This window comes from Streptomyces sp. BBFR51 (assembly GCF_044591655.1).
GTDB lineage: Bacteria > Actinomycetota > Actinomycetes > Streptomycetales > Streptomycetaceae > Streptomyces.
In genome coordinates this window covers 6,198,038-6,222,768 of record NZ_CP172448.1, presented here as the reverse complement: position 1 = coordinate 6,222,768, position 24,731 = coordinate 6,198,038, and the positions used below count along the sequence as shown (strand labels likewise).

Annotated in this window: 20 protein-coding genes, 1 rRNA gene and 1 pseudogene; 10 read left to right on the top strand and 12 right to left on the bottom strand. The window is 69.7% G+C overall.

The window, feature by feature from the left end; genetic code table 11:
* Window positions 1-26: 26 nt before the first annotated feature.
* The 4 genes from ACGH7X_RS28500 to thyX form a co-directional block, all read right to left on the bottom strand.
* Window positions 27-1,553: ribosomal RNA gene (locus ACGH7X_RS28500) — 16S ribosomal RNA — on the bottom strand.
* 488 nt (window positions 1,554-2,041) lie between these two features.
* Window positions 2,042-3,727, bottom strand: coding sequence for a ribonuclease J (locus tag ACGH7X_RS28495; protein WP_399889886.1), 1,686 nt, complete (start codon window positions 3,725-3,727; stop codon window positions 2,042-2,044).
* A 169-nt stretch (window positions 3,728-3,896) separates the two neighbouring features.
* Window positions 3,897-4,796 carry a 4-hydroxy-tetrahydrodipicolinate synthase gene (dapA, locus tag ACGH7X_RS28490; protein WP_399889883.1) on the bottom strand — a complete coding sequence of 300 codons (900 nt, stop codon included), beginning with the start codon at window positions 4,794-4,796 and terminating at the stop codon, window positions 3,897-3,899.
* Between the two features lie 220 nt (window positions 4,797-5,016).
* Window positions 5,017-5,757, bottom strand: a complete 741-nt coding sequence (thyX, locus tag ACGH7X_RS28485; RefSeq protein WP_399889880.1) for an FAD-dependent thymidylate synthase — start codon at window positions 5,755-5,757, stop codon at window positions 5,017-5,019.
* A 186-nt stretch (window positions 5,758-5,943) separates the two neighbouring features.
* On the opposite strand from thyX, the gene ACGH7X_RS28480 reads away from it, so the two are divergent.
* Both ACGH7X_RS28480 and ACGH7X_RS28475 read left to right on the top strand, forming a co-directional pair.
* On the top strand, window positions 5,944-6,183 hold the full coding sequence (locus tag ACGH7X_RS28480) for a hypothetical protein (protein ID WP_399889877.1): 240 nt from the start codon (window positions 5,944-5,946) through the stop codon (window positions 6,181-6,183).
* 117 nt (window positions 6,184-6,300) lie between these two features.
* Complete coding sequence (locus ACGH7X_RS28475) at window positions 6,301-6,888, top strand: hypothetical protein (protein ID WP_399889874.1); 588 nt, start codon at window positions 6,301-6,303, stop codon at window positions 6,886-6,888.
* A gap of 70 nt (window positions 6,889-6,958) precedes the next feature.
* On the opposite strand, the gene ACGH7X_RS28470 is transcribed toward ACGH7X_RS28475, so the two are convergent.
* The 5 genes from ACGH7X_RS28470 to rpsO form a co-directional block, all read right to left on the bottom strand.
* Complete coding sequence (locus ACGH7X_RS28470) at window positions 6,959-7,414, bottom strand: hypothetical protein (protein ID WP_399889871.1); 456 nt, start codon at window positions 7,412-7,414, stop codon at window positions 6,959-6,961.
* A gap of 61 nt (window positions 7,415-7,475) precedes the next feature.
* Window positions 7,476-8,228: a 4-hydroxy-tetrahydrodipicolinate reductase gene (gene dapB, locus ACGH7X_RS28465; RefSeq protein WP_399889868.1), complete on the bottom strand. Its 753-nt coding sequence runs from the start codon at window positions 8,226-8,228 to the stop codon at window positions 7,476-7,478.
* Between the two features lie 35 nt (window positions 8,229-8,263).
* Window positions 8,264-9,643, bottom strand: a complete 1,380-nt coding sequence (locus ACGH7X_RS28460) for a M16 family metallopeptidase (RefSeq protein ID WP_399889865.1) — start codon at window positions 9,641-9,643, stop codon at window positions 8,264-8,266.
* Window positions 9,640-11,859, bottom strand: coding sequence for a polyribonucleotide nucleotidyltransferase (locus ACGH7X_RS28455; protein ID WP_399889863.1), 2,220 nt, complete (start codon window positions 11,857-11,859; stop codon window positions 9,640-9,642). The genes ACGH7X_RS28460 and ACGH7X_RS28455 overlap by 4 nt, the downstream gene beginning before the upstream one ends.
* A gap of 340 nt (window positions 11,860-12,199) precedes the next feature.
* Window positions 12,200-12,487 carry a 30S ribosomal protein S15 gene (gene rpsO, locus ACGH7X_RS28450; protein ID WP_003973291.1) on the bottom strand — a complete coding sequence of 96 codons (288 nt, stop codon included), beginning with the start codon at window positions 12,485-12,487 and terminating at the stop codon, window positions 12,200-12,202.
* Between the two features lie 332 nt (window positions 12,488-12,819).
* Between rpsO and ACGH7X_RS28445 the strand changes: the two genes are divergently transcribed.
* Entirely contained in the window at window positions 12,820-13,110 is a 291-nt protein-coding gene (locus ACGH7X_RS28445; protein WP_399889860.1) for a DUF397 domain-containing protein, read from the top strand.
* 46 nt (window positions 13,111-13,156) lie between these two features.
* Here ACGH7X_RS28445 and ACGH7X_RS28440 read toward each other — a convergent pair whose 3' ends face one another.
* Window positions 13,157-13,366: a DUF397 domain-containing protein gene (locus tag ACGH7X_RS28440; protein WP_399889857.1), complete on the bottom strand. Its 210-nt coding sequence runs from the start codon at window positions 13,364-13,366 to the stop codon at window positions 13,157-13,159.
* A complete protein-coding gene (locus ACGH7X_RS28435; RefSeq protein WP_399889854.1) occupies window positions 13,363-14,241 on the bottom strand; it encodes a helix-turn-helix domain-containing protein in 879 nt (292 codons plus the stop codon). Before ACGH7X_RS28435 ends, ACGH7X_RS28440 begins: the two co-directional genes overlap by 4 nt.
* 659 nt (window positions 14,242-14,900) lie before the next feature.
* On the opposite strand from ACGH7X_RS28435, the pseudogene ACGH7X_RS28430 reads away from it, so the two are divergent.
* Window positions 14,901-14,984: pseudogene (locus tag ACGH7X_RS28430) on the top strand (SCO5717 family growth-regulating ATPase); the annotation flags it as partial.
* Between the two features lie 20 nt (window positions 14,985-15,004).
* Here the strand turns inward: ACGH7X_RS28430 and ACGH7X_RS28425 are convergent.
* Window positions 15,005-15,289 carry a hypothetical protein gene (locus tag ACGH7X_RS28425; protein ID WP_399897778.1) on the bottom strand — a complete coding sequence of 95 codons (285 nt, stop codon included), beginning with the start codon at window positions 15,287-15,289 and terminating at the stop codon, window positions 15,005-15,007.
* A gap of 343 nt (window positions 15,290-15,632) precedes the next feature.
* Between ACGH7X_RS28425 and ACGH7X_RS28420 the strand changes: the two genes are divergently transcribed.
* The 6 genes from ACGH7X_RS28420 to ACGH7X_RS28395 all read left to right on the top strand — a co-directional run bounded on the left by ACGH7X_RS28420 (window position 15,633) and on the right by ACGH7X_RS28395 (window position 24,578).
* Window positions 15,633-18,248, top strand: a complete 2,616-nt coding sequence (locus ACGH7X_RS28420; protein WP_399897407.1) for an AAA family ATPase — start codon at window positions 15,633-15,635, stop codon at window positions 18,246-18,248.
* Between the two features lie 305 nt (window positions 18,249-18,553).
* Complete coding sequence (locus tag ACGH7X_RS28415; RefSeq protein ID WP_399889851.1) at window positions 18,554-20,437, top strand: ABC transporter substrate-binding protein; 1,884 nt, start codon at window positions 18,554-18,556, stop codon at window positions 20,435-20,437.
* A 76-nt stretch (window positions 20,438-20,513) separates the two neighbouring features.
* On the top strand, window positions 20,514-21,530 hold the full coding sequence (locus ACGH7X_RS28410) for an ABC transporter permease (RefSeq protein WP_399897404.1): 1,017 nt from the start codon (window positions 20,514-20,516) through the stop codon (window positions 21,528-21,530).
* Entirely contained in the window at window positions 21,527-22,486 is a 960-nt protein-coding gene (locus ACGH7X_RS28405) for an ABC transporter permease (RefSeq protein WP_399889848.1), read from the top strand. The genes ACGH7X_RS28410 and ACGH7X_RS28405 overlap by 4 nt, the downstream gene beginning before the upstream one ends.
* Entirely contained in the window at window positions 22,483-23,532 is a 1,050-nt protein-coding gene (locus ACGH7X_RS28400) for an ABC transporter ATP-binding protein (protein ID WP_399889845.1), read from the top strand. Before ACGH7X_RS28405 ends, ACGH7X_RS28400 begins: the two co-directional genes overlap by 4 nt.
* A complete protein-coding gene (locus ACGH7X_RS28395) occupies window positions 23,529-24,578 on the top strand; it encodes an ABC transporter ATP-binding protein (protein WP_399889842.1) in 1,050 nt (349 codons plus the stop codon). The genes ACGH7X_RS28400 and ACGH7X_RS28395 overlap by 4 nt, the downstream gene beginning before the upstream one ends.
* Window positions 24,579-24,731 lie beyond the last annotated feature (153 nt).

The following is a 24,731-nucleotide window of genomic DNA, read 5'->3' as shown; positions in this document are numbered from 1 at the left end:
GCCTGCAGTCGGCTATTGCTCCTTAGAAAGGAGGTGATCCAGCCGCACCTTCCGGTACGGCTACCTTGTTACGACTTCGTCCCAATCGCCAGTCCCACCTTCGACAGCTCCCTCCCACAAGGGGTTGGGCCACCGGCTTCGGGTGTTACCGACTTTCGTGACGTGACGGGCGGTGTGTACAAGGCCCGGGAACGTATTCACCGCAGCAATGCTGATCTGCGATTACTAGCGACTCCGACTTCATGGGGTCGAGTTGCAGACCCCAATCCGAACTGAGACCGGCTTTTTGAGATTCGCTCCACCTTGCGGTATCGCAGCTCATTGTACCGGCCATTGTAGCACGTGTGCAGCCCAAGACATAAGGGGCATGATGACTTGACGTCGTCCCCACCTTCCTCCGAGTTGACCCCGGCGGTCTCCCGTGAGTCCCCAACACCCCGAAGGGCTTGCTGGCAACACGGGACAAGGGTTGCGCTCGTTGCGGGACTTAACCCAACATCTCACGACACGAGCTGACGACAGCCATGCACCACCTGTACACCGACCACAAGGGGGCGCCTGTCTCCAGACGTTTCCGGTGTATGTCAAGCCTTGGTAAGGTTCTTCGCGTTGCGTCGAATTAAGCCACATGCTCCGCCGCTTGTGCGGGCCCCCGTCAATTCCTTTGAGTTTTAGCCTTGCGGCCGTACTCCCCAGGCGGGGCACTTAATGCGTTAGCTGCGGCACGGACAACGTGGAATGTTGCCCACACCTAGTGCCCACCGTTTACGGCGTGGACTACCAGGGTATCTAATCCTGTTCGCTCCCCACGCTTTCGCTCCTCAGCGTCAGTATCGGCCCAGAGATCCGCCTTCGCCACCGGTGTTCCTCCTGATATCTGCGCATTTCACCGCTACACCAGGAATTCCGATCTCCCCTACCGAACTCTAGCCTGCCCGTATCGACTGCAGACCCGGGGTTAAGCCCCGGGCTTTCACAACCGACGTGACAAGCCGCCTACGAGCTCTTTACGCCCAATAATTCCGGACAACGCTTGCGCCCTACGTATTACCGCGGCTGCTGGCACGTAGTTAGCCGGCGCTTCTTCTGCAGGTACCGTCACTTTCGCTTCTTCCCTGCTGAAAGAGGTTTACAACCCGAAGGCCGTCATCCCTCACGCGGCGTCGCTGCATCAGGCTTTCGCCCATTGTGCAATATTCCCCACTGCTGCCTCCCGTAGGAGTCTGGGCCGTGTCTCAGTCCCAGTGTGGCCGGTCGCCCTCTCAGGCCGGCTACCCGTCGTCGCCTTGGTGAGCCATTACCTCACCAACAAGCTGATAGGCCGCGGGCTCATCCTGCACCGCCGGAGCTTTCGAACCTCGCAGATGCCTACGAGGGTCAGTATCCGGTATTAGACCCCGTTTCCAGGGCTTGTCCCAGAGTGCAGGGCAGATTGCCCACGTGTTACTCACCCGTTCGCCACTAATCCCCACCGAAGTGGTTCATCGTTCGACTTGCATGTGTTAAGCACGCCGCCAGCGTTCGTCCTGAGCCAGGATCAAACTCTCCGTGAATGCTTTACATCACGGGAGCGGAACAGTCGGAGGAATAATCCGACCGTTCACAGCGTCCTCGCTGTTGTGTTACTTCAAAGGAACCTCAACCCGATCAGAAGAACCGATCAGGTCGGGGTATCAACATATCTGGCGTTGACTTTTGGCACGCTGTTGAGTTCTCAAGGAACGGACGCTTCCTTTGTACTCACCCTCTCGGGCTTTCCTCCGGGCGCTTCCCTTCGGTCTTGCGTTTCCGACTCTATCAGATCTTTCCGACCCGATTTCCTCGGCGCTTTCCAGGTTCCCGCTTTCGCGTTTCCCTTTCCGGCGACTCCGACTTTATCAGAGATTCTGAGTCGGAATTCCCGCCCTCCGGGGCCGGCTCCGATCCACGAAGTGGTCGGGTGCCCGTCCGAGCGGAGATGTAAACGTACTGGAGCGGGGCGCCTCGATGCAAATCGAGGCGCCCCGCTCCAGGTTGGCGCTGCCGGGAACCCGACGGTCCGTCAGACCTCCACGACGACAGGCAGGATCATCGGTCGGCGCCGGTACGTGTCCGAGACCCACTTGCCGAGGGTCCTGCGCACCAGCTGCTGGAGCTGGTGGGGTTCGACCACCCCGTCCTGCGCCGAACGTTCCAGTGCTTCCGTGACCTTGGGGAGTACTGCGGCGAAGGCCGAGTCCTCGATGCCCGAGCCGCGGGCCTGGACGTGCGGACCGGCGGTGATCTTGCCGGTGGACGAGTCGATGACCACGAAGACCGAGATGATGCCCTCGTCACCGAGGATCTTGCGGTCCTTGAGGGCCGGTTCGCCGACGTCGCCGACCGAGAGGCCGTCGACGTAGACGTACCCCGCCTGGACCTTGCCCGAGATCTTCGCCTTGCCCTCGACGAGGTCGACGACGACGCCGTCCTCGGCGATGACGATGCGGTCGTGCGGGACGCCGGTCAGGGCGCCCAGTTCGGCGTTGGCGCGCAGGTGGCGCCATTCGCCGTGGACCGGCATCAGGTTCTTCGGGCGGCAGATGTTGTAGAAGTACAGCAGCTCGCCGGCCGAGGCGTGGCCCGAGACGTGGACCTTGGCGTTGCCCTTGTGGACGACGTTGGCGCCCCAGCGGGTCAGGCCGTTGATCACGCGGTACACCGCGTTCTCGTTGCCCGGGATGAGGGACGAGGCCAGGATCACCGTGTCGCCGTTGACGATGCGGATCTGGTGGTCGCGGTTGGCCATGCGGGACAGGGCGGCCATCGGTTCGCCCTGGGAACCCGTGCAGACCAGGACCACTTCGCTGTCCGGCAGGTCGTCGAGCGTCTTGACGTCCACGACGAGGCCCGGCGGGACCTTGAGGTAGCCGAGGTCCCGGGCGATGCCCATGTTGCGGACCATGGAGCGGCCGACGAAGGCGACCCGGCGGCCGTACTCGTGAGCGGCGTCCAGGATCTGCTGGATGCGGTGGACGTGGCTGGCGAAGCTCGCCACGATGATCCGCTTGCGGGCACTGCCGAAGACCTGGCGCAGGACGTTCGAGATGTCCCGCTCGGGCGGGACGAAGCCCGGGACCTCGGCATTCGTCGAGTCGGAGAGGAGGAGGTCGATGCCCTCCTCGCTCAGGCGCGCGAAGGCGTGCAGGTCCGTGAGGCGGCCGTCCAGCGGAAGCTGGTCCATCTTGAAGTCGCCGGTGTGGACGACCATGCCCGCGGGGGTGCGGATGGCGACGGCCAGCGCGTCCGGGATGGAGTGGTTGACCGCGACGAACTCGCAGTCGAAGGGGCCGACGCGTTCGCGGTGCCCCTCCGCCACCTCGAGGGTGTACGGGCGGATGCGGTGTTCCTGGAGCTTGGCCTCGATGAGGGCGAGGGTCAGCTTGGAGCCGATCAGCGGGATGTCCGGCTTCTCGCGCAGGAGGAAGGGGACACCGCCGATGTGGTCCTCGTGACCATGCGTGAGGACGATGCCCTCGATGTCGTCGAGGCGGTCCCTGATGGACGAGAAGTCCGGCAGGATCAGGTCGATTCCAGGCTGCTCCTCCTCGGGGAAGAGCACGCCGCAGTCGACGATCAGCAGACGGCCGCCGTATTCGAAGACCGTCATGTTGCGGCCGATTTCGCCGAGGCCGCCGAGGGGGGTGACCCGGAGGCCACCCTTGGCGAGCGCCGGGGGACGGCCCAGTTCGGGATGCGGATGACTCAAAAGACTCTCCTCACCACACGCGCCACGTACCGGTGGGCACGTGGCGCGCGTGACGTTCGTGCAGAAGCAGTTGTCGTATGGGGTGCGGGCACCGGTGGCCCGCCTATTCAGTTGTGAAGTCCGGTCCTGCGGTGGTGCGCGGTGGTACGCGGTGGTGCGAAGTCTGTTCTCAGAGCTGTACCCCGCCGGCGGCAAGATCGATCTTGAGCTGCTCGGTTTCCTCGGGCGTGAGACCGACCATGGGGGCGCGCAGCGGCCCGGCGGGCAGCCCCTGGAGGGCGAGCGCGCCCTTGGTGGTCATGACGCCCTGGGTGCGGAACATGCCGGTGAAGACCGGAAGCAGCTTCTGGTGGATCTCCAGTGCCTTCTGTACGTCACCGGCGACGTGCGCGTCCACCATGGCGCGCAGTTCGGGGGTGACGACGTGGCCGACGACGGAGACGAAGCCGACCGCGCCCACCGAGAGCAGCGGCAGGTTCAGCATGTCGTCGCCCGAGTACCAGGCGAGGCCGGAGCGCGCGATGGCCCAGCTGGCGCGGCCGAGGTCACCCTTGGCGTCCTTGTTGGCGACGATCCGGGGGTGCTCCGCGAGGCGGACCAGTGTCTCGGTGTTGATCGGGACACCGCTGCGGCCGGGGATGTCGTAGAGCATGACCGGGAGCCGGCTGGCGTCGGCGATGGCCGTGAAGTGCTGGTACAGGCCCTCCTGCGGGGGCTTGTTGTAGTACGGCGTGACGAGCAGCAGGCCGTGTGCGCCGACGCGCTCCGCGGCGCGGGCCAGTTCGATGCTGTGCTGGGTGTTGTTGGTGCCGACTCCGGCGACGACGTGTGCCCGGTCGCCGACGGCCTCCAGGACGGCTCGTACGAGGTCCGCTTTCTCCACGTCGCTGGTGGTGGGGGACTCACCGGTGGTGCCGTTGATGATCAGGCCGTCGTTGCCTGCGTCCACCAGGTGGGTGGCGAGCCGCTGTGCGCCGTCGAGGTCGAGTGCGCCGTCCGCCGTGAAGGGCGTGACCATGGCGGTGAGGACCCGCCCGAAGGGGATCTGCGGAGTGGAGGTCGGAGCCATGGGTTACACGCTACTCGTTGCTCAGGGCGGGGTCTGCCCTCGGGGGAGGCGGCAGGTCGGAACGGATGTGGAGCCCGGCACTGCCTGCTCGGGGGTTCAAGCAGTGCCGGGTCCCTTTGATGAGGCTAGATGAACTTCTCCAAACGCCGCAATTCGGACACTTCGCACGGCTGATGCGTACATCTGTGCCCGGGCGGGCCCGGGGCGGGCGCCGGGCGCGTTACGGCGCCACGCGTCCGTTGGTGTTGAAGGCGGCGTGGGTGAGCGGCATGAGGCGGGCCCACTCGGCTTCCATCTTCTCGCCGACCATCTCGATCTCCCGCTGCGGGAAGGAGGGCACCTTCGCCAGCTCGTGCTGGGTGCGCAGGCCCAGGAAGTGCATCAGCGAGCGGGCGTTGCAGGTCGCGTACATCGAGGAGTACAGGCCGACGGGGAGCACCGCACGGGCCACCTCGCGGGCGACGCCGGCGGCGAGCATCTGCTGGTACGTCGCGTACGCCTGGCGGTAGGAGTCCTCCATCGCGCCGCCCACCAGCTCGTACTGCTCCGGGGTGCCCTCGACGAAGACGTACTTGCCCGGGCGGCCCTGCTGGACGAGCTTGCGGGAGGTGTCGGGCACGTAGAAGACCGGCTGGAGCTCCCGGTAGCGGCCCGACTCCTCGTTGTAGGACCAGCCGACGCGGTGCCGCATGAACTCGCGGAAGACGAAGATCGGGGCGCTGATGAAGAACGTCATCGAGTTGTGCTCGAACGGGCTGCCGTGCCGGTCCCGCATGAGGTAGTTGATCAGACCCTTGGAGCGCTCCGGGTCCTTCTTCAGCTCGTCCAGGGACTGCTCCCCGGCGGTGGAGACGCGGGCGGCGAAGAGCACGTCGGAGTCGGTCGCGCTGCTCTTGACCAGCTCGACGGTGACGTCGCTGCGGAAGTCGATCTTCGGATCGTCGGCGGGGATGTCGGTCACGGTGTGGAGGGCCTTCCCATCTCGTCACTTGGCGAGGCCACTCTACGACCCGCCTGGACCCGCCGAATGGGGCGTTCGGTGCCGTGCCGCAATGAAATCGGTGAAACAGGGCACCTGCAGAGGCGTTCGTTCGTCTGTATGAGTAACAGCTCTGCTTTCCAGTCCCTGAAGGGAGACGCAGCCTTTATGATCCGCCGGCGTGAACCCGTGCCGTTCGCCTTCGTCGCCGAAGCCGACAGGTTCCGCAGCAATGTCGCACCCCCGCCCCGTGAGCGGGCGTCCTTCGGCCAGTTGGCCGGACGCTGGCTCCTCGGTCTCACCGTCGTCGCCGGTCTCGTAGGCTCCCTGGTGATCGGGATGCCCGCCCTGTCGGCCGACCAGCCCTCCCCGCACAAGCAGCCGTCACAGGCGTCCGAAGGACGCTAGGCGCCTCACGGGGACGGTGGTCCGGCTCCGTCCGGACCCCCGAGGGTGGTGACCGCCGACACAGGTCGGTAGCCTCACCGGGCACAACACTTGCCATGGAACGAGTGAGGACCAGCCGTGCCCCTGTCCTTCCTGACGGCCGACCGCGCCTTCGACACAGCCGACGACGTCGCGCTGCCGTACGACGACCGCGACCTGTGGCGTCGGCCCTACCGGCCGGGGCCGTGGCGTGTGGGGGCGGCGGCACTGTTGCTGCTGCTCGCCTCCTTCGTCCTGTTCGCGGCGGTCATCATCGCGGCGACGGGCTCGCTGTCCTCCGCCGGAGTGGTCTTCGGCATCGCGGGCGTCGCCATCCTGTGCGCCCTGCGGATGCTGCGCATGGGCGTGTGGGTGAGCGCGCATGGAGTGCGTCAGGTGAGCTTCTTCACCACGCGCACGGTGGCCTGGCAGCAGGTCGCCAGCATGCGCACGGTGCAGCAGCCGGTGCGCTGGCTCGGACTGCCCCGCACGGTGCAGGGGCAGGCGCTGCTCCTCGTCCGGCAGGGCCGGTCCACGGAGCCCATGGCGCCGCTGCTGACCACGCACAACTCCGACTTCCTCGCGCGGGACGGCTCCTTCAACCGGGCGGCCGACGCCGTGGAGGCGTGGGCCGCCGAGTACCGGCCGTCGCTGCCGGGCCATGCGGGGCCTGCGCGTCGGGGCTGAGCACCGACACATACGCCGGGGCCCGGACCGCAGCTGCGGTCCGGGCCCCGGCGTATGCCGTCCGGTCTGCTCAGGCGGCCTCGGCGTGCTTGCCGTCGTGGAGCGCGATCGCCCGTTGCATGGCCTTGCGGGCGCGCGGGGTGTCGCGGGCGTCGTGGTAGGCGACGGCGAGGCGGAACCAGCTGCGCCAGTCGCCGGGGGCGTCCTCCGTCTCGGCCTTGCGAAGGGCGAAGACCTCGTCGGCGGAGGAACGGTCGACGCGGCCGCTGGGGGTGCGCTTCAGCTCGTCGACGGGCAGTCCGCCCTCGGCGTCGAGTTGGGCGGCGAGCTGGTTGGCCCTGCGGACGAACTGGGTGTTCTTCCAGAGGAACCACAGGCCGATCACCGGCAGGATCAGCACGGCGACGCCGAAGGTGACGGTGAGGACGGTGCCGGTCTCGATGAGCAGCACACCGCGGCTGCCGACCAGGACGAAGTAGAAGACCAGGACGGCGGCCGTGATGGCGTAGGAGATTTTCGCGCGCATGAGGGTCAGGGGCTCGGTTCGGGTCTCGGTCCCGGGCTCAGTCCCGGGCTCAGTTCAGGGCTCAGTTCAGGTCCAGGAAGTGTTCCAGGCCGAAGGTGAGGCCCGGGGTGGTGACCACCCGTCGGGCGCCCAGCAGGATGCCCGGCATGAAGCTGCTGTGGTGCAGGGAGTCGTGGCGGACGGTGAGGGTCTCGCCCTCGCCGCCCAGCAGGACCTCCTGGTGGGCGAGCAGGCCGCGCAGGCGGATCGCGTGGACCGGGACGCCGTCGACGTCCGCGCCGCGGGCGCCGGCCAGGGCGGTGGCAGTGGCGTCGGGCGCCGGAGCGGAGCCTGCCTTCTGCCGGGCCTGCGCGATCAGCTGTGCGGTGCGGGTGGCGGTGCCGCTGGGGGCGTCCACCTTGTTCGGGTGGTGCAGCTCGACGACCTCGACGGACTCGAAGTACGGGGCGGCGAGCTGCGCGAACTTCATGGTGAGCACGGCGCCGATGGAGAAGTTGGGCGCGATGAGGACGCCCGTCCGCGGGGAGCCGTCGAGCCAGGAGTTCAGCTGCGCGAGGCGCTCGTCGGTCCAGCCCGTCGTACCGACGACGGCGTGGATGCCGTGGCGTACGCAGTAGTCGAGGTTGTCCATCACCGAGGCGGGGGTGGTCAGCTCGACGGCGACCTGGGCACCGGTCTCGGCCAGCGTGTCCAGGCTGTCGCCCCGGCCGAGGGCGGCGACCAGTTCCATGTCCTCGGCGGCCTCGACCGCCCGTACCGCCTCGGAGCCGATACGGCCCTTGGCACCGAGGACGGCCACGCGCAGCTTGCTCATGTTGTGTTCGCTTCCTTACCGAGAGACCGGGAGTGTCAGGCGACGGCGTCGTGCAGCCGGGACGCCTGCTTGTCCTTCAGCGGGCCGATGACCGACAGCGAGGGCCGCTGTCCCAGGACGTCACGGGCGACGGCGCGGACGTCGTCCGGCGTGACCGAGGCTATCCGGGCCAGCATGTCGTCGACGGACATCTGCTCGCCCCAGCACAGTTCGCTCTTGCCGATACGGTTCATCAGCGCGCCCGTGTCCTCCAGGCCGAGGACCGTGGAGCCCTGGAGCTGGCCGACGGCGCGGCCGATCTCGTCGTCGCTCAGGCCGTGCTCGGCGACGTGGTCGAGCTCGTCGCGGCAGATCTTCAGCACGTCGTGCACCTGGGAGGGCCGGCAGCCCGCGTACACGCCGAAGAGGCCGCAGTCGGCGAAGCCCGACGTGTACGAGTACACGCTGTAGGCGAGCCCGCGCTTCTCCCGGACCTCCTGGAACAGCCGCGAGGACATGCCGCCGCCGAGGGCGGTGTTGAGGACGCCCAGGGCCCAGCGGCGTTCGTCGGTGCGGGCGAGGCCCGGCATGCCGAGGATGACGTGGGCCTGCTCGGTCTTGCGGCCGATCAGCTCGACGCGGCCGGCGGCCCGGATGCTGCGCCGCCCGTCGCGCGGGGCGATGGGCGCGGCCACCGGGTCCCGGAAGGCGCCGGCCTTCTCGAAGGCGGCGCGGACCTGGCGTACGACCTTGTTGTGGTCGACGTTGCCCGCCGCCGCGACCACCAGGTGCGTGGGGTCGTAGTGCTTCTTGTAGAAACGGCGGATGCGGTCGGCGGTGAGCGCGTTGACCGTGTCGACCGTGCCGAGGACGGGGCGGCCGAGGGCGTTGTCGCCGAACATGGTGTGCGCGAACAGGTCGTGCACGCAGTCGCCCGGGTCGTCCTCGGTCATCGCGATCTCCTCGAGGATGGCGCCGCGTTCGACGTCGACGTCCTCCTCCTGGATCAGCGAGCCGGTCAGCATGTCGCAGACGACGTCGATGGCGAGCGGCAGGTCGGTGTCGAGCACGCGCGCGTAGTAGCACGTGTACTCCTTCGCCGTGAACGCGTTCATCTCGCCGCCGACCGCGTCGATCGCGGAGGAGATGTCCAGGGCGCTGCGCTTGCGTGTGCCCTTGAAGAGCAGGTGCTCCAGGTAGTGGGTGGCGCCGTTCAGGGCCGGGGTCTCGTCGCGGGAGCCGACGTGGGCCCAGATGCCGAAGGTCGCCGAGCGGACCGAGGGCAGGGTCTCGGTGACGATGCGCAGGCCGCCCGGGAGGGTGGTCCTGCGGACCGTGCCGATGCCGTGCTCGCCCTTGATGAGGGTTTGGGTACGGGCGACGGCCCGCGCCTCCGAGGAGGTGCGGGCCGTCGCCGTGGCGCTACGGGACGTCACTGGTCGGCGTCGTCCTTCTTCTCTTCGCTGCCTTCCTCGCCCTCGATCACGGGGATCAGGGAGAGCTTGCCGCGGGAGTCGATCTCGGCGATCTCGACCTGGACCTTCTGGCCCACACCGAGGACGTCCTCGACGTTCTCCACGCGCTTGCCGCCGGCGAGCTTGCGGATCTGCGAGATGTGCAGCAGACCGTCCTTGCCGGGCAGCAGGGAGACGAACGCACCGAAGGTGGTCGTCTTGACGACCGTGCCCAGGTAGCGCTCGCCGACCTCGGGCATGGTCGGGTTGGCGATGCCGTTGATCGTGGCGCGGGCGGCCTCGGCCTGCGAGCCCTGGGCGGCACCGATGTAGATGGTGCCGTCGTCCTCGATCGTGATGTCGGCGCCCGTGTCCTCCTGGATCTGGTTGATCATCTTGCCCTTGGGGCCGATGACCTCACCGATCTTGTCGACGGGGATCTTCACGGTGATGATCCGCGGCGCGTTCGGCGACATCTCGTCCGGCGTGTCGATCGCTTCCATCATCACGTCGAGGATGTGGAGGCGGGCGTCACGGGCCTGCTTGAGGGCGGCGGCCAGGACGGAGGCGGGGATGCCGTCCAGCTTGGTGTCGAGCTGGAGGGCGGTCACGAACTCCTTGGTGCCGGCGACCTTGAAGTCCATGTCGCCGAAGGCGTCCTCCGCACCGAGGATGTCGGTGAGGGCGACGTAGTGCGTCTCGCCGTTGCTCTCCTGCGAGATCAGGCCCATGGCGATACCGGCGACGGGGGCCTTCAGCGGCACACCGGCGTTCAGCAGCGACATGGTGGAGGCGCAGACCGAACCCATGGACGTCGAGCCGTTGGAGCCGAGGGCCTCGGACACCTGACGGATCGCGTACGGGAACTCCTCGCGCGTCGGCAGCACCGGCACGATGGCGCGCTCGGCGAGGGCGCCGTGGCCGATCTCGCGGCGCTTCGGGGAGCCGACGCGGCCGGTCTCGCCGACGGAGTACGGCGGGAAGTTGTAGTTGTGCATGTAGCGCTTGCGGGTCACCGGGGAGAGGGTGTCCAGCTGCTGCTCCATGCGGAGCATGTTCAGGGTGGTGACGCCCAGGATCTGGGTCTCGCCACGCTCGAACAGGGCGGAGCCGTGCACGCGCGGGATGGCCTCGACCTCGGCGGCCAGGGTGCGGATGTCGGTGACACCGCGGCCGTCGATGCGCTTCTTCTCCTTGATGACGCGCTCACGGACCAGGGACTTGGTCAGCGAGCGGTACGCGGCGGAGATCTCCTTCTCGCGGCCCTCGAACTTGGGCAGGAGCTTCTCGGCGGCGAGGCCCTTGACGCGGTCCAGCTCGGCCTCGCGCTCCTGCTTGCCGGCGATGGTGAGCGCCTGGGAGAGCTCGGTCTTGACGGCGCCGGTGAGCGCCTCCAGGACGTCGTCCTGGTAGTCCAGGAAGATCGGGAACTCGCCGGTCGGCTTGGCGGCCTTCGCGGCGAGGTCGGCCTGGGCGCGGCACAGCACCTTGATGAAGGGCTTCGCGGCGTCCAGACCGGCGGCGACGACCTCCTCGGTGGGCGCCTCGGCGCCGCCCTCGACCAGCTTGATGGTCTTGTCGGTGGCCTCGGCCTCGACCATCATGATCGCGACGTCGCCGTCCTCCAGGACGCGGCCCGCGACGACCATGTCGAAGACGGCGTCCTCGAGCTCGGTGTGCGTCGGGAAGGCCACCCACTGACCGCGGATCAGCGCGACGCGGACGCCGCCGATCGGGCCGGAGAAGGGCAGACCGGCCAGCTGCGTCGACGCGGAGGCGGCGTTGATCGCCACGACGTCGTACAGGTGGTCGGGGTTGAGGGCCATGATCGTGGCGACGACCTGGATCTCGTTGCGCAGGCCCTTCTTGAAGGACGGGCGCAGCGGGCGGTCGATCAGGCGGCAGGTGAGGACGGCGTCCTCGGAGGGCCGGCCCTCACGACGGAAGAAGCTGCCGGGGATCTTGCCGGCGGCGTACATCCGCTCCTCGACGTCCACCGTGAGGGGGAAGAAGTCGAGCTGGTCCTTGGGGTTCTTGGAAGCGCTGGTGGCCGACAGCACCATGGTGTCGTCGTCCAGGTACGCCACGGCGGAACCGGCGGCCTGCCTGGCCAGCCGTCCCGTCTCGAAGCGGATGGTGCGGGTGCCGAACGCGCCGTTGTCGATCACGGCCTCGGCGTAGTGGGTCTCGTTCTCCACTAGTGTCTTCTCCGATACTTGTCGTCTTTCGTCCCGCCTCGCCCGTGTGGCGGGGGGACGGTGGCGGAGAAGCGTGCCGGGCAATGCGGGCCGGTCTTCGATCGAAGCACCCGGGGTTCTGCTCCCGGGGGCCACTACCGAGGACCGGCGGCGGCTAGGCGCGCTTCTCCTCGTTTCGTTCGTTGTCTCGTACGTCGTACCTTTTCTCGTACCGGTACGTCGTACTTGTGCGTCGTGCGTCTTGTGTTCTGTTACCACACTACAAAGAGGCGGCGACAGCGCGCACGTACAGCAAAGGGAGCGGCCCCCGAACGATGGGAACCGCTCCCTTCACGGCGTCCTACCGGGCGCCCGCCGCACCGCGGCGGATGCCGAGGCGCTCGACCAGCGCACGGAAGCGCTGGATGTCCTTCTTGGCGAGGTACTGCAGCAGCCGGCGGCGCTGACCGACCAGGATGAGCAGACCACGACGGGAGTGGTGGTCGTGCTTGTGGGTCTTGAGGTGCTCGGTCAGGTCGGAGATCCGACGGGACAGCAGAGCGACCTGGACCTCGGGGGAGCCGGTGTCGCCCTCCTTGGTACCGAACTCGGTGATGATCTGCTTCTTCACTGCGGCGTCGAGCGACACGCGTACTCCTCTTGGTCTGTGACTGGCCACCGAGTGCCCCCGGTCTACGTCTCGGGGGATCTTCCGTAACTCGGAAGGCGGGGATCCGCTGGGCGCGACCTCCAGGGCCAGGGCTCCGGGGGCGCGTACACATACGGCCGTCACACAGGGTACCAGCCTGGACGGAGGCCGCCGTCCCCGGTCGGAGAGGGCCCCTGCCGGGGCGTTCCAGCGGCCGATCAGGGGCCTCACTCGCGCCGGTACGTACATCGGCGAACCGCTGACCTGGAAGAACGGGGACAAGTAGGCTGGCCGCACAGTTCGTTGGTACAGCAGGAAGGACCAATGCCGCGATGGCCGAGGACCAGGAACTCAGGGCACGCAAGGATCGGGAGCGGGACGAGCTCTACTCTCTCGACATCTCGGGCGTCGAATGGCATAGCGCGCCCGGCACCGAGGAGCATGAGGAGCGGGTGGAGATCGCCTACCTGCCCGAGGGCGCCGTGGCCATGCGGTCGTCGCTCGACCCTGGCACCGTGCTGCGGTACACGGAGGCGGAGTGGCGGGCGTTCGTGCTCGGCGCACGGGACGGGGAGTTCGATCTGGAGCCGGCCACGGGGGACGCCGGGGGCGACACCCAGTAGGGCACGCGACGAGATCACGCCCCGGCGGGCGTGCCCAGCCGGGGCCTCAGGCTTCCGCGCTGTACGTCACGAAGGCCGCCCAGGCCGCGCCACCCACCGCGAAACGGGGGCCGTCGGCGATTTTGGAGTCCCGAACATGGACGGCGCCGGGAGCCTGGGCGATCTCGACGCATGTGTCGCCGTCGGGGCCGCTGCTATAGCTGCTCTTGAACCACGCCAGCTCGAGGGTGTCCCCGGCGGTGAGCTTGCGGATCATGTCTCTCCCAGCAGTTGCTCGATGAAGGCCAGCGACTCCCCCGGTGGAAGCGCCTGGGCCCGGATGGTGCCATACCGCAGCTCGAGGATGCGCAGCTGCCTCGGCTCGTGGATCGGGCGGCCATTGAAAGCACCGTCGGAGCGGCCCACCGCCGTCCCGTCCGCGAACTTCAGCACCTCGATCCTGCCGCCGATGCCGGAGTGCGGGCCGCTGTGCATGGGCATCACCTGAAGGGTGACGCTGCCCAACTGGCCTACCTCCAACAGTCGTTCGAACTGCTGCCGCCGCACCATTGTGCCTCCGACCCGGCGATGAAGCGTCGCCTCTTCCAGGACGAAGCCGAGCGCGGGCGCGGGGCACCGGTCGTAGACGGATCTGCGGGCGATGCGAGCCGCCACCCGACGCTCCAGGTCCTCAGGGGAGTAGGCGGGCTGCCAGCACTGCAGCAGGGCGCGCGCATGTTCGGTCGTCTGCAACAGACCGGGAATGCTGCTGCACTCGTACACCCCGATCTCCACCGCCATGGCCTCCAGCCGCGCCAGCTCCCGCACCTTCTTCGGGTACCGGACCTTTGCCACGTCCTCCTTCATCGCCGAGAGCAGCCCTCCGGCCCCCAGCAGTTCGTCCGCCTTGTCGAGGTACTCGGGGCGGGGGATCCGCTTGCCACCCTCGATCTTGTAGATCAGGTCCTCGCCGTACCCGACGGCCTTCGCGAAGTCCGGGGCTCTCATCCCCGCCGCCTCGCGTCGCAGCTTCAGCTGCCGCCCCACGGTCTCGATGACCGCGACGCCCCACTCGTCGTCGGGGTCCACCTCCCACCCCGGCTCGTCCGTCTCACTCCTGAGCAACCCCGCGTCGACGTCGACCGCCACCATGCCCGTGCCCCTCCGTCGTGCCCCATCTCTTCAACGCCGCCGTACCGCACTGCGCGTCCCGACAAGCCCGGACACGACTGGACAAGACCCGGACAGTGACGGTGTGTAGCGGCGTCGTCACGTTCCACGACAGGCCGACACGGTCACACCGTGTGACGTGAATCGTGAGGCCGGTCCTCCCAAATTTCCTGGGAATTCCGGCGGCTTAAAGGAATTCGGGTGACGGGACGACAGAGATCGCTTCCAACCGTGCGGGTTCACGATCACTCGACAGGAGTGAAGACGCCGGACGGCGTCATCCTTCGTATGGGGACGGGTAGGTGACGCGGCATGAGGGGTATCGGCTGCCAGATTCCGTCTGACTTGTTCGTGGATGTCGCATGAAAATCTCGCGAAAACGAAACTTGCGCGGCACTTCCGAGCCGACTGTGACGCAATGGGCGGAACCCCAGGCGGGGGCGGGGGCTGCCGGGGCGGGGCTCGTGGTGATTAGGCTGGTGTCGGGCGCGTCGCCAGAACCCGTGGAGTGGGCGTCGGCGTCTCAGGGGGAGAGCCGGTGGATCGGACGACCTCGAACGGCCTCGGACAACTTTGAATGACAAGCAAGGGTCGCCCCAGCACGGCTTGAGGGTGCTTGCTCGACCACACCAGGAGGAACTGTGAGCAGCGATCGGGACGGGAACCGCGGGGGCTGGGCTACACCCGGCGATGACCAACCCGACGCGGAGTCCGCAATCGAGACGACCGGCGAGTTCACCATCGACTACGCGCCGCCCGCCTGGTACACGCAGAACGCGTCGAGCGACAGCGGGCAGGGGGAAGAGGAGGGGCAGGGAGCCGGTTCGTCTTCCGGTCCGGCCGGGTCGTCGGCTCCTTCCGGTCCGGCTGCTCCTCGTGGTCCGGTGCCGCCGTTGCCGGGGTTGACTCCGCCGGCGCACGCTACGCCGTCGAACGACTCGTCCAACGGGCCTTCCTCCGTTCCGGCTCCCGCCCCGGGGGCGCCGTTCACGCCGCCGCCACCGGCGCCCGCTCCGGGTGCCGCGTTCACGCCGCCTCCGCCGCCGGGCCCTGGGGCTCCGTTCACGCCGCCCGCGCCGCCCGCGAGCGGGGGGCCGGCGGGGGTGCCCAGGCTGCCGGTCGGGAGTGGGTTCGAGCCGCAGCAGCCGCAACAGCCTCAGCAGCCCGCGCCTGTGGAGCCCGAGCCGGAGCCTCAGGTTCAGGCGTCTGAGCCGGCGGACGTTGTCGCTTCGGCGCCTACCGCGGATCCCGCCTCTCCGACGGCCCTGCCGGCGTTTCCGGCCGGCGGGTTCCAGCTCCAGGCCCCCGCTCCGCCGCCTGTCGAGGAGCCCGAGGCCGAGCCCGACAACGGCGATCTCGAGAGTGGCGCCACGATGCGCTTCTCCGCGGTCGCCCTCAAGCGGGAGATCGCCGAGCGTGCCGCGGCGGAGGACGGCGGGCAGGAGGAGCCGGACGAGTCCGCGGGCGACGACTTCGAGGTCGCAGCCGAGGTCACGGCCGAGGATGCCGCCGAGGAGGGCCCGGCCGAGGGTTCCGACGAGGAGCGTTACGCGCTGGACGATGTCGTCGAGTTCGAGAGCGCCGGTGAGCCCGACGAGGTCGCCGAGACAGCCGACGGTGCGGAGCCGGACGGTGCGGCCGATGCGGAGGACGACGCCGGGTCCGACGAGTCCGACGCCGGTTCCGAGGAGGTCGCCGCCGAGGCTTCCGACGGGGTTTCCGATGCCGGGGACAGTGGTGTGGACGACCCCCGTCTCGCCGGGCCGGCCCAGGACGCCGAGCCCGAGCCGGTCGCTCTGGCTGCCGTGCCCGACCTTGACCCCGAGGCCGTGCCCGAGCCGGAAGACAGCGTCCCCGCGCTGGACGAGCCCGAGGACGCTGTGCCCGCCGATACCGCGCCGCCCGCGGACAGCGTGCCGCAGGATGCCGTTCCGCAGGACGCGCCGCCCGCGGCGCCGGGTGGAATGCCGCCGCTGCCTCCGTCGTACCCTCCGGTCGCGCCCGCACCGGCCCACCAGTGGCCCGCCCAGCCGCAGCCCGCCCCCGTCGCTCCCGAGCAGCAGGGCGTACCGGCCCAGCAGCCTCCTTTCCAGCCGCAGGCTCCGCAGCCGACGCCCGCCGCGTGGAACCCGCCGGCCGCCGCGCCGATGCCACCGGACCAGCCCGCCGCGCCGCCCGCGCCGCAGGCCGGTTACGGCTTCCCGCAGCCGGGGGCCACGCCTCCGGCAGCACCGCAGGCTCCGGTCCAACAGCACGGCGGCGCTCCCGTGCCCGGGGCCGACACCGGTTACGGGTTCCCGCAGCCCGGTGCGCAGGCTCCCCAGCCCCACTCCCCCGCGCAGCCCGGCGGCTACGGCTTCCCGCAGACGCCGCACGGGCCGTCGCCGCAGCAGCCGTACCCCGGCGTGCCGCACCAGGGGCCGCCGCAGGGCGACGCGCAGGCTCCCCCGCCCGCTCCGCAGGGCTTCGCCCCGCAGGCACCGCCGGCCCAGCCGACTGCCCAGGCGCCGGCCCAGCCGGGTCAGGCCCCGCAGAGTCCCCCGGCTCCGCCCCACCCCGCTGCGCAGCAGGCGTATCCGGCACCGCACGCACCCCAGCCCGGCCTGCCGGGACAGCCGGAGTACCAGTCCCAGCAGCCTCAGCAGCCTCAGCAGCAGGCACCCCAGCAGCCCCAGGCGCCGCAGCAGCCCCACCCGTCACAGCCGCCCGCCGACCCCCGTCTCGGTGCCGCCTGGCCGCAGCCCATGCAGCACGACCAGCGGCAGCCCACCAACCCCGGGGCCGCGCCGCTCGGTTACACGGCGGCCGTGGAGCTGTCGTCCGACCGGCTGCTCAACAACAAGAGGCAGAAGGCGAAGAGCAGCCGTCCGGCGGCCGGCGGTTCGCGGTTCAAGCTGGGCGGGAAGAAGGAGGAAGCCGAGCGGCAGCGGAAGCTGGACCTGATCCGCACCCCGGTGCTGTCCTGCTACCGCATCGCCGTCATCAGCCTCAAGGGCGGCGTCGGCAAGACGACCACCACCACCGCGCTCGGCTCCACGCTCGCCACCGAGCGGCAGGACAAGATCCTCGCGATCGACGCCAACCCGGACGCCGGTACGCTCGGCCGCCGGGTGCGCCGGGAGACCGGGGCCACCATCCGCGACCTCGTCCAGGCGATCCCGTACCTCAACTCGTACATGGACATCCGGCGGTTCACCTCGCAGGCCTCGTCCGGCCTCGAGATCATCGCCAACGACGTCGACCCGGCCGTGTCCACGACCTTCAACGACGAGGACTACCGGCGCGCGATCGACGTGCTCGGCAAGCAGTACCCGGTCATCCTCACCGACTCGGGCACCGGCCTGCTCTACAGCGCCATGCGCGGTGTGCTCGACCTCGCCGACCAGCTCATCATCATCTCGACGCCGTCCGTGGACGGTGCGAGCAGCGCCAGTACGACCCTGGACTGGCTGTCCGCGCACGGGTACGCCGACCTCGTCTCCCGGTCGATCACGGTCATCTCCGGGGTGCGCGAGACCGGAAAGATGATCAAGGTCGACGACATCGTGGGGCACTTCCAGACCCGGTGCCGGGGTGTCGTCGTGGTCCCGTTCGACGAGCATCTGTCCGCCGGCGCCGAGGTCGACCTCGACATGATGCGGCCCAAGGTGCGGGAGTCGTACTTCAACCTCGCGGCGATGGTCGCCGAGGACTTCGTCCGCCACCAGCAGTCGCACGGCCTGTGGACGTCCGACGGCAACCCGCCGCCGGTCGCCGCACCGCCGATGCCGGGCCAGGCGCAACAGGGCCAGCCGCAACCCGGACAGCCCTACCCGGGTCAGCCCCAGCCCGGCCAGCCTCATCCCGGCCAGCCCCAGCCCGGCCAGCCGTATCCCCAGCCCGGGTACGGTCAGCCCTACCCCCAGCCGGGGTACGGATATCCGCAACAGGGACAGCCGGGACAGCAGGGGCAGCAGGGGCAGACGCCTCCTCCCCCGCCTCAGCAGTAGCTCCACCCACCCCCGAAGGCCCGCGCCGTCCCCGACGGCGCGGGCCTTCTGGCATACGCGGACGACCACGTCCGCCCCAGCCGCCACGCTCTCACCAGGAAGGCGCCAGTGGTCTGTGCCAATGAGGGTGACGTATTGGTCAACTGACCGTTTCCGCAGGCCACATGGGGTTTGACATACCGTTGACGCGCGCAGACTGCCGCTGGTAGACACACACTTCATTCCGCGTTCACCACTGTTCAAGCCCGCCTCACGCGAGGGCGCCCGGCGTCCGCGCGCGTGCGATGACGCGAGGTCAGGTAGTCATGAGCACACACGATCAGCACGGCAGCGGACGCACCGGAGGTACCGGACGTACCGCCCACCGGCCGTGGAGAACCCGCCTCCTCGCGGCAGCAGGCGCCGGTGCGCTGCTCCTCGCGTCGGGGGCGGTCGCCCCCTCGGTCGCGGCGAAGGAGGGCGGCGGAGGCGACGGCGGCGACAAGGTGCTCACCGTCGCCGTGGCGCAGAGCGTCGACTCGCTCAGTCCGTTCCTCGCGGTACGGCTGGTCAGCACGAGCATCCACCGGCTGACGTACGAGTACCTGACCAACTACGACGCCAAGGACAACCACGTCATACCGGGTCTGGCCACCGAGTGGAAGTCCTCGCCGGACAAGCTGACCTGGACGTACAAGATCCGTTCCGACTCCAAGTGGTCGGACGGGCAGCAGGCCACCGCCGAGGACGCGGCGTGGACGTTCAACACGATGATGACCGACGAGGGCGCGGCCACCGCCAACGGCAGCTTCGTCGGCAACTTCGCTAAGGTCACCGCGCCCAGCCCCACCGAGCTGGTGATCCGGCTGAAGAAGCCGCAGGCCACGATGACCGCGCTCGACGTGCCGATCGTGCCCAAGCACGTCTGGGAGAAGGTCGACGACTTCTCGAAGTTCAACAACGACAAGGACTTCCCGGTCGTCGGCAACGGGCCGTTCGTCCTCACCGACTACAAGCCGGACAGCTATGTGCGGCTGAAGGCCAACAAGGACTTCTGGCGCGGCGCCCCGAAGTTCGACGAGCTGGTCTTCCGGTACTACAAGGACCAGGACGCGGCCGTCGCCGCCCTGCGCAAGGGCGAGGTGTCGTTCGTCGCCGGGTCGCCGTCGCTGACGCCCGCCCAGGCCGACTCGCTCAAGGGCGACGAGAACATCCGCGTCAACGACGCCCCCGGCCGGCGCTTCTACGCCCTCGCCACCAACCCGGGTGCCCAGGCGAAGGACGGCACGAAGTTCGGTGACGGGGACCCGTCCCTGCTGGACGAGCGGGTGCGGCACGCGCTGTTCACGGCGGTGGACCGCAAGGCGATCGTCGACAAGGTCTTCCAGGGCCACGCGGTCGAGGGCGCGGGTTACATCCCGCCCCGCTTCTCCTCGTACTTCTTCGAGCCGTCGGCCGAGCAGAAGCTGGCGTACGACCCGGAGAAGGCGGCCCGGCTGCTCGACGAGGCGGGCTACCGGACGAACGCCGACGGCAAGCGCCTCGGCAAGGACGGCAAGCCGCTGAACTACCGCCTGCTGTGTCACGCCACCGACCCGAACGACAAGGCGGTCGGCAAGTATCTGCAGGAGTGGTGGGGCGAGTTGGGCATCTCGGTCACCCTCGACTGCCTGGACAACGTGACCGACCCGTGGCTGGCCGGCAAGTACGACCTCGCCTTCGACGGCTGGTCCGTCAACCCCGACCCGGACTTCGTGCTCTCCATCCACACCTGCGCGGCGCTCCCGGCGACGCCGAAGGACACCGGGGCCACCGACAACTTCATCTGCGACAAGAAGTACGACGAGCTGTACGCGCAGCAGTTGCGCGAGTACGACGCCGGCAAGCGGGCGGAGATCGTCAAGCAGATGCAGTCCCGGCTGTACGACACGGGGTACATGAACGTCATGGCGTACCCGAACGCGGTCGAGGCCTACCGCACGGACCAGATCAAGTCGATCACCACGATGCCGTCCGCCGCGGGCAACATCTACGGGCAGGACGGGTACTGGAGCTGGTGGTCGGCGGTGCCCGCGGACTCCGGTGACTCCTCCGGTGATTCGTCCTCGACCGGCACCGTGATCGGGATCGCGGCGGGCGTCGTCGTCCTCGTCGGTCTCGGCGTGTTCCTCGCCGTCCGCCGCCGGGCGTCGGCCGACGACCGTGAGTAGCGCCACCGGCTCCGCGTCCGACCCGGCCACCGGCGCCTCGACGGACGCGGCGTCCGGCTCGGCGATCGGCTCGGCGATCGGGAAGCGGCCGTCCACGGCGCCGCGGGGACGCACCCGCAGCGGGTATCCGCGGTACGTGGCGGGCAAGCTGGCCGGCGCGGTCGTGTCCCTGTTCGCCGTCCTGGTCACCAGCTTCTTCCTCTTCCGGCTGATCCCCGGCGATCCGGTGAAGTTCATGACCGGGGGCCGTCAGGTCTCCGCCGAGCAGCTCGCCACCTACCAGAAGGAGTTCGGCCTCGATCTGCCGATGTGGCAGCAGTTCACGGACTACTGCTCCAAGGCGCTGACCGGGGACCTGGGCACGTCGTACCAGTTCCACGCGCCCGTGGTCGACAAGATCACCGAGGCGCTGCCGAACACCCTGCTGCTCACCGGCACGGCCTTCGTGCTCTACACCGCGCTGGGCGCCTTCCTCGGCACCCGCTCGGCGTGGCGGCACGGCGGGCTCGGCGACCGGCTCAACACCGGTCTGGCGCTGACGCTCTACTCCATCCCGTCCTTCTGGCTGGGGCTGCTGCTCATCATCGTGCTGTCGGTGGGGGTGGACCCGATCCCGGGGCTGTTCCCGACCGGGGGCATGGAGTCGGGCCGCGAGGAGGGCTTCGCGTACGTGCTCGACGTGGCGCACCATCTCGTGCTGCCGGTGGTGACGTTGGTCGCGGTGGAGTACGGCCAGACGTTGCTGGTCACCCGGTCGGCGCTGCTGGACGAGATGGGCAGCGACTATCTGACGACCGCGCGGGCCAAGGGGCTCAGGGACGACCTCGTACGGCGCCGGCACGCCGTGCCCAACGCGCTGCTGCCGACGGTGACGCTGGTCTTCGTCAACCTGGGGCGGACGGTGGCGGGCGTCATCCTCGTCGAGACGGTCTTCTCCTGGCCGGGTCTGGGCGGGCTGTTCTACCAGGCGCTCAGCGTGCCCGATCTGCCTCTGGTACAGGGGTTGTTCTTCGTCTTCGCCGCCGCGGTGATCCTGATGAACACGCTGGCCGACCTGTTGTATCCGATGCTCGATCCGAGGGTGGGCCGATGACCGCCGAGACCACCGATACCTCCGGGACCGCCAAGACCGCCGAGACCCCTGGGAAGCCGGGCGCGCCCGGTCCGCGCGCTCTCGCCCGGCGGCGGCGCCGTGCCTCCGTCGCGCGCTTCTGGCGGGAGTACCGCAGGCATCGCGCGGGGGTGTTCGGGCTGGCCGCGCTGGTGCTGTTCGTACTCGTGGCCCTGACCGCGCCGCTGACCGTCGGGTCGGACGTGGACAGCGTGACCGACGCGCCCGGGCAGCCGCTGGAGAGCCCGAGCGGCCGATTCCCGCTGGGTACGGACCAGTTCGGGCGGAACCTGCTGGGCCTGCTGATCTGGGGCTCGCGCGTCTCGCTGCTCGTCGGGCTGCTCGCGGCCGTGCTGTCGGTGCTGATCGGCGCGCTCATCGGGATCACGGCCGGGCACTTCCGCGGCTGGTACGCCACGGTGATGATGCGGATCACGGACTGGTTCCTGGTGATGCCGACACTGGTACTCGCCATCGTGCTGGCGACGGTCCTGTCCCGTTCGCTCGGCACGATCGTGCTCGCGATCGGCGTGACCACCTGGCCCACCACGGCCCGCCTGGTGCGGGCGCAGACGCTGGCGGTGGAGTCCCGGCCGTACATCGAACGCGCGAAGGCGCTCGGGGGCGGGCACTGGCACATCATGTCCCGGCACGTGCTGCCCAACGTGATGCCGCTGATCCTGGCGCAGACGACCCTGATCATCTCCTCCGCGATCCTGGCCGAGGCGACCCTGGCGTTCCTCGGGCTCGGGGACCCGGCGGTGGTGTCCTGGGGCGGGCTGTTGCAGGACGCGCGGGAGGCGGGTTCGGTGAGTTCCGGCGACTGGTGGTACCTGGTGCCGCCGGGCATCGGGATCGCGGTCGTGGCGCTGGCGTTCACCCTGTGCGGGCGTGCGGTGGAGGCCGTTCTCAATCCCAGGCTGGGGGTGTCCCGTTGAGTCTGCTCGAGGTCCGCGATCTGCAAGTGACGTATCCCGGCGGTGCGGCGGCCGTGCGCGGGGTCGACCTGACCCTCGAGGCGGGCGAGAAGCTCGGCGTCGCGGGCGAGTCCGGCTGCGGCAAGTCCACCCTGGCGCTGGCGCTGCTGCGGCTGCTGCCGCCCGGGGCCCGGGTCGGCGGGGAGATCCTGCTGGACGGCGAGGACGTGCTCACGATGAAGTGGGGCCGGGTGCGGGCGGTCCGCTGGGCGGGGGCGTCGATCGTCTTCCAGGGCGCGATGCACTCCCTGAACGCCGTCCACCGCATCGGTGACCAGATCGCCGAGCCCATCCTGCTGCACCGCAGGGCCACGCCGGCCGGCGCGCGGAAGAGGACGGGTGAGCTGCTGGAGCAGGTGGGTCTTCCGGCCACGCGGGCGAGTGCCTACCCGCACGAGCTGTCCGGCGGCCAGCGGCAGCGGGTGATGATCGCGATGGCGCTGGCCTGCGACCCGCGTCTGATCGTCGCCGACGAGCCGACCACGGCACTCGACGTGATGATCCAGGCGCAGATCCTGCGGCTGATCGAGGGCCTGGTGGGCGAGCAGGACGTCGGTCTGATCATGATCAGCCACGACCTCGCCGTGCTGGCCGACACCTGCGACCGGCTCGCGGTGATGTACGCGGGCCGGGTGGTCGAGGAGGGCCCGGCACGGCAGGTCTACGACGACGCCCGGCATCCGTACGGCCGGGCGCTGTCGGAGGCGTTTCCCAGGATCGGGGACCCCGGCTCGCGGTTCGCGCCGCGTGGGCTGCCGGGCGACCCGCCCGACCCGGCGGCGGTGCCGTCCGGGTGCGCGTTCCATCCGAGGTGCCCGGTCGTCCTGGACGTCTGCGCCACCGAGGACCAGGCGCTGCGGGAGGCGGGCGCGGGGCGACGGGCGGCGTGCGTGCACGTGGGGTCGGACGGCAGTCGCCGGGCGGCGGGCAGCGGAGCGGCTGGTGAGGGCACGTCCGGCGGTACCGCGTCGGCGCAGGACGACGGAGTGAGGAGCAGTACCCCATGACCGGCACCACTCCCCCGCTGCTGAGCGTCCAGGGGCTGCACGTCACCTTCCCCGGCAGGCGCGGGGCGCCCGACGCCCGGGCCGTGGACGGGGTCGATCTCGACATCCGGCGGGGCGAGATCGTCGCGCTGGTCGGCGAGTCCGGCTGCGGCAAGACGACTCTCGCCCGCTCCCTGCTGGGCCTGGTCCGGCCGAGCGGGGGGCGCGTCACCTTCGACGGTGCCCCCCTCGCGTACTCCGGCCGGGCGCTGAAGGCGTACCGCAGGCGTGCGCAGTTGGTCCTCCAGGACCCGAGCGGCTCGCTGAATCCGCGGCACACGGTGTACGACATCGTCGCCGAGGGCCTGCGTATCCACGGCCACGCGGGAGACGAGCGGACGGCGGTCGCCGAGGCGCTGTCGCGGGCGGGGCTGCGGCCGCCTGAGCGCTTCTTCCTGCGCTACCCGCACGAGCTGTCCGGCGGCCAGCGCCAGCGGGTCGTGATCGCGGGCGCGCTGGTGCTGGACCCGGAGCTGCTCGTCGCCGACGAGCCGGTGGCCTCCCTCGACGCGTCGGTGCGCGGCGAGATCCTCGCGCTGCTGCTGCGGCTGCGCACCGAGCTGGGTCTGTCCGCGCTGGTGGTGACCCACGACCTGGGTCTGGCCTGGAACATCGCCGACCGGGTCGCGGTGATGTACCTCGGCAGGATCGTCGAGACGGGCGCGGTGGAGCAGGTGCTGACCGCGCCGCGGCACCCCTACACCCAGGCCCTGCTGTCGGTCCTGCCGGAGGCGCCCGGCGCCCCGGTCGTGCTCACCGGCGAGCCGCCCGACCCGTCGTACGTGCCCGGCGGCTGCCGCTTCCACGTCCGCTGCCCGGTCCTGGCCGGTGGCGAGGCCGAACGCGCCGGCGTCGCGGACGCGTGCCGGAACGGGGAGCTGGAGATCCTGCGCGGCGGCGACGAGTCCCAGGTCGCCTGCCACTGGGCCTGGGCACAGCGGCCCGCCTCCGGAGCGGGGGGTGGGGCGGCCGGAACGGGAGCCGGTCCGGCGGTGCGGCCGGCCTGACCGCCGGGGCCGCCGGAGGCCGTCCGGGGGTCGGGGCCGCTGTCCGGGGGGCGGGGCGGCCGTTCGAGGTCGTCAGGGCCATCAGGGCCGAGGGGGTACTGGCGGGAGGTCGCCGCACCCGGCCGCCCGCCAGGGCACAGGGGCGCCAGCAGG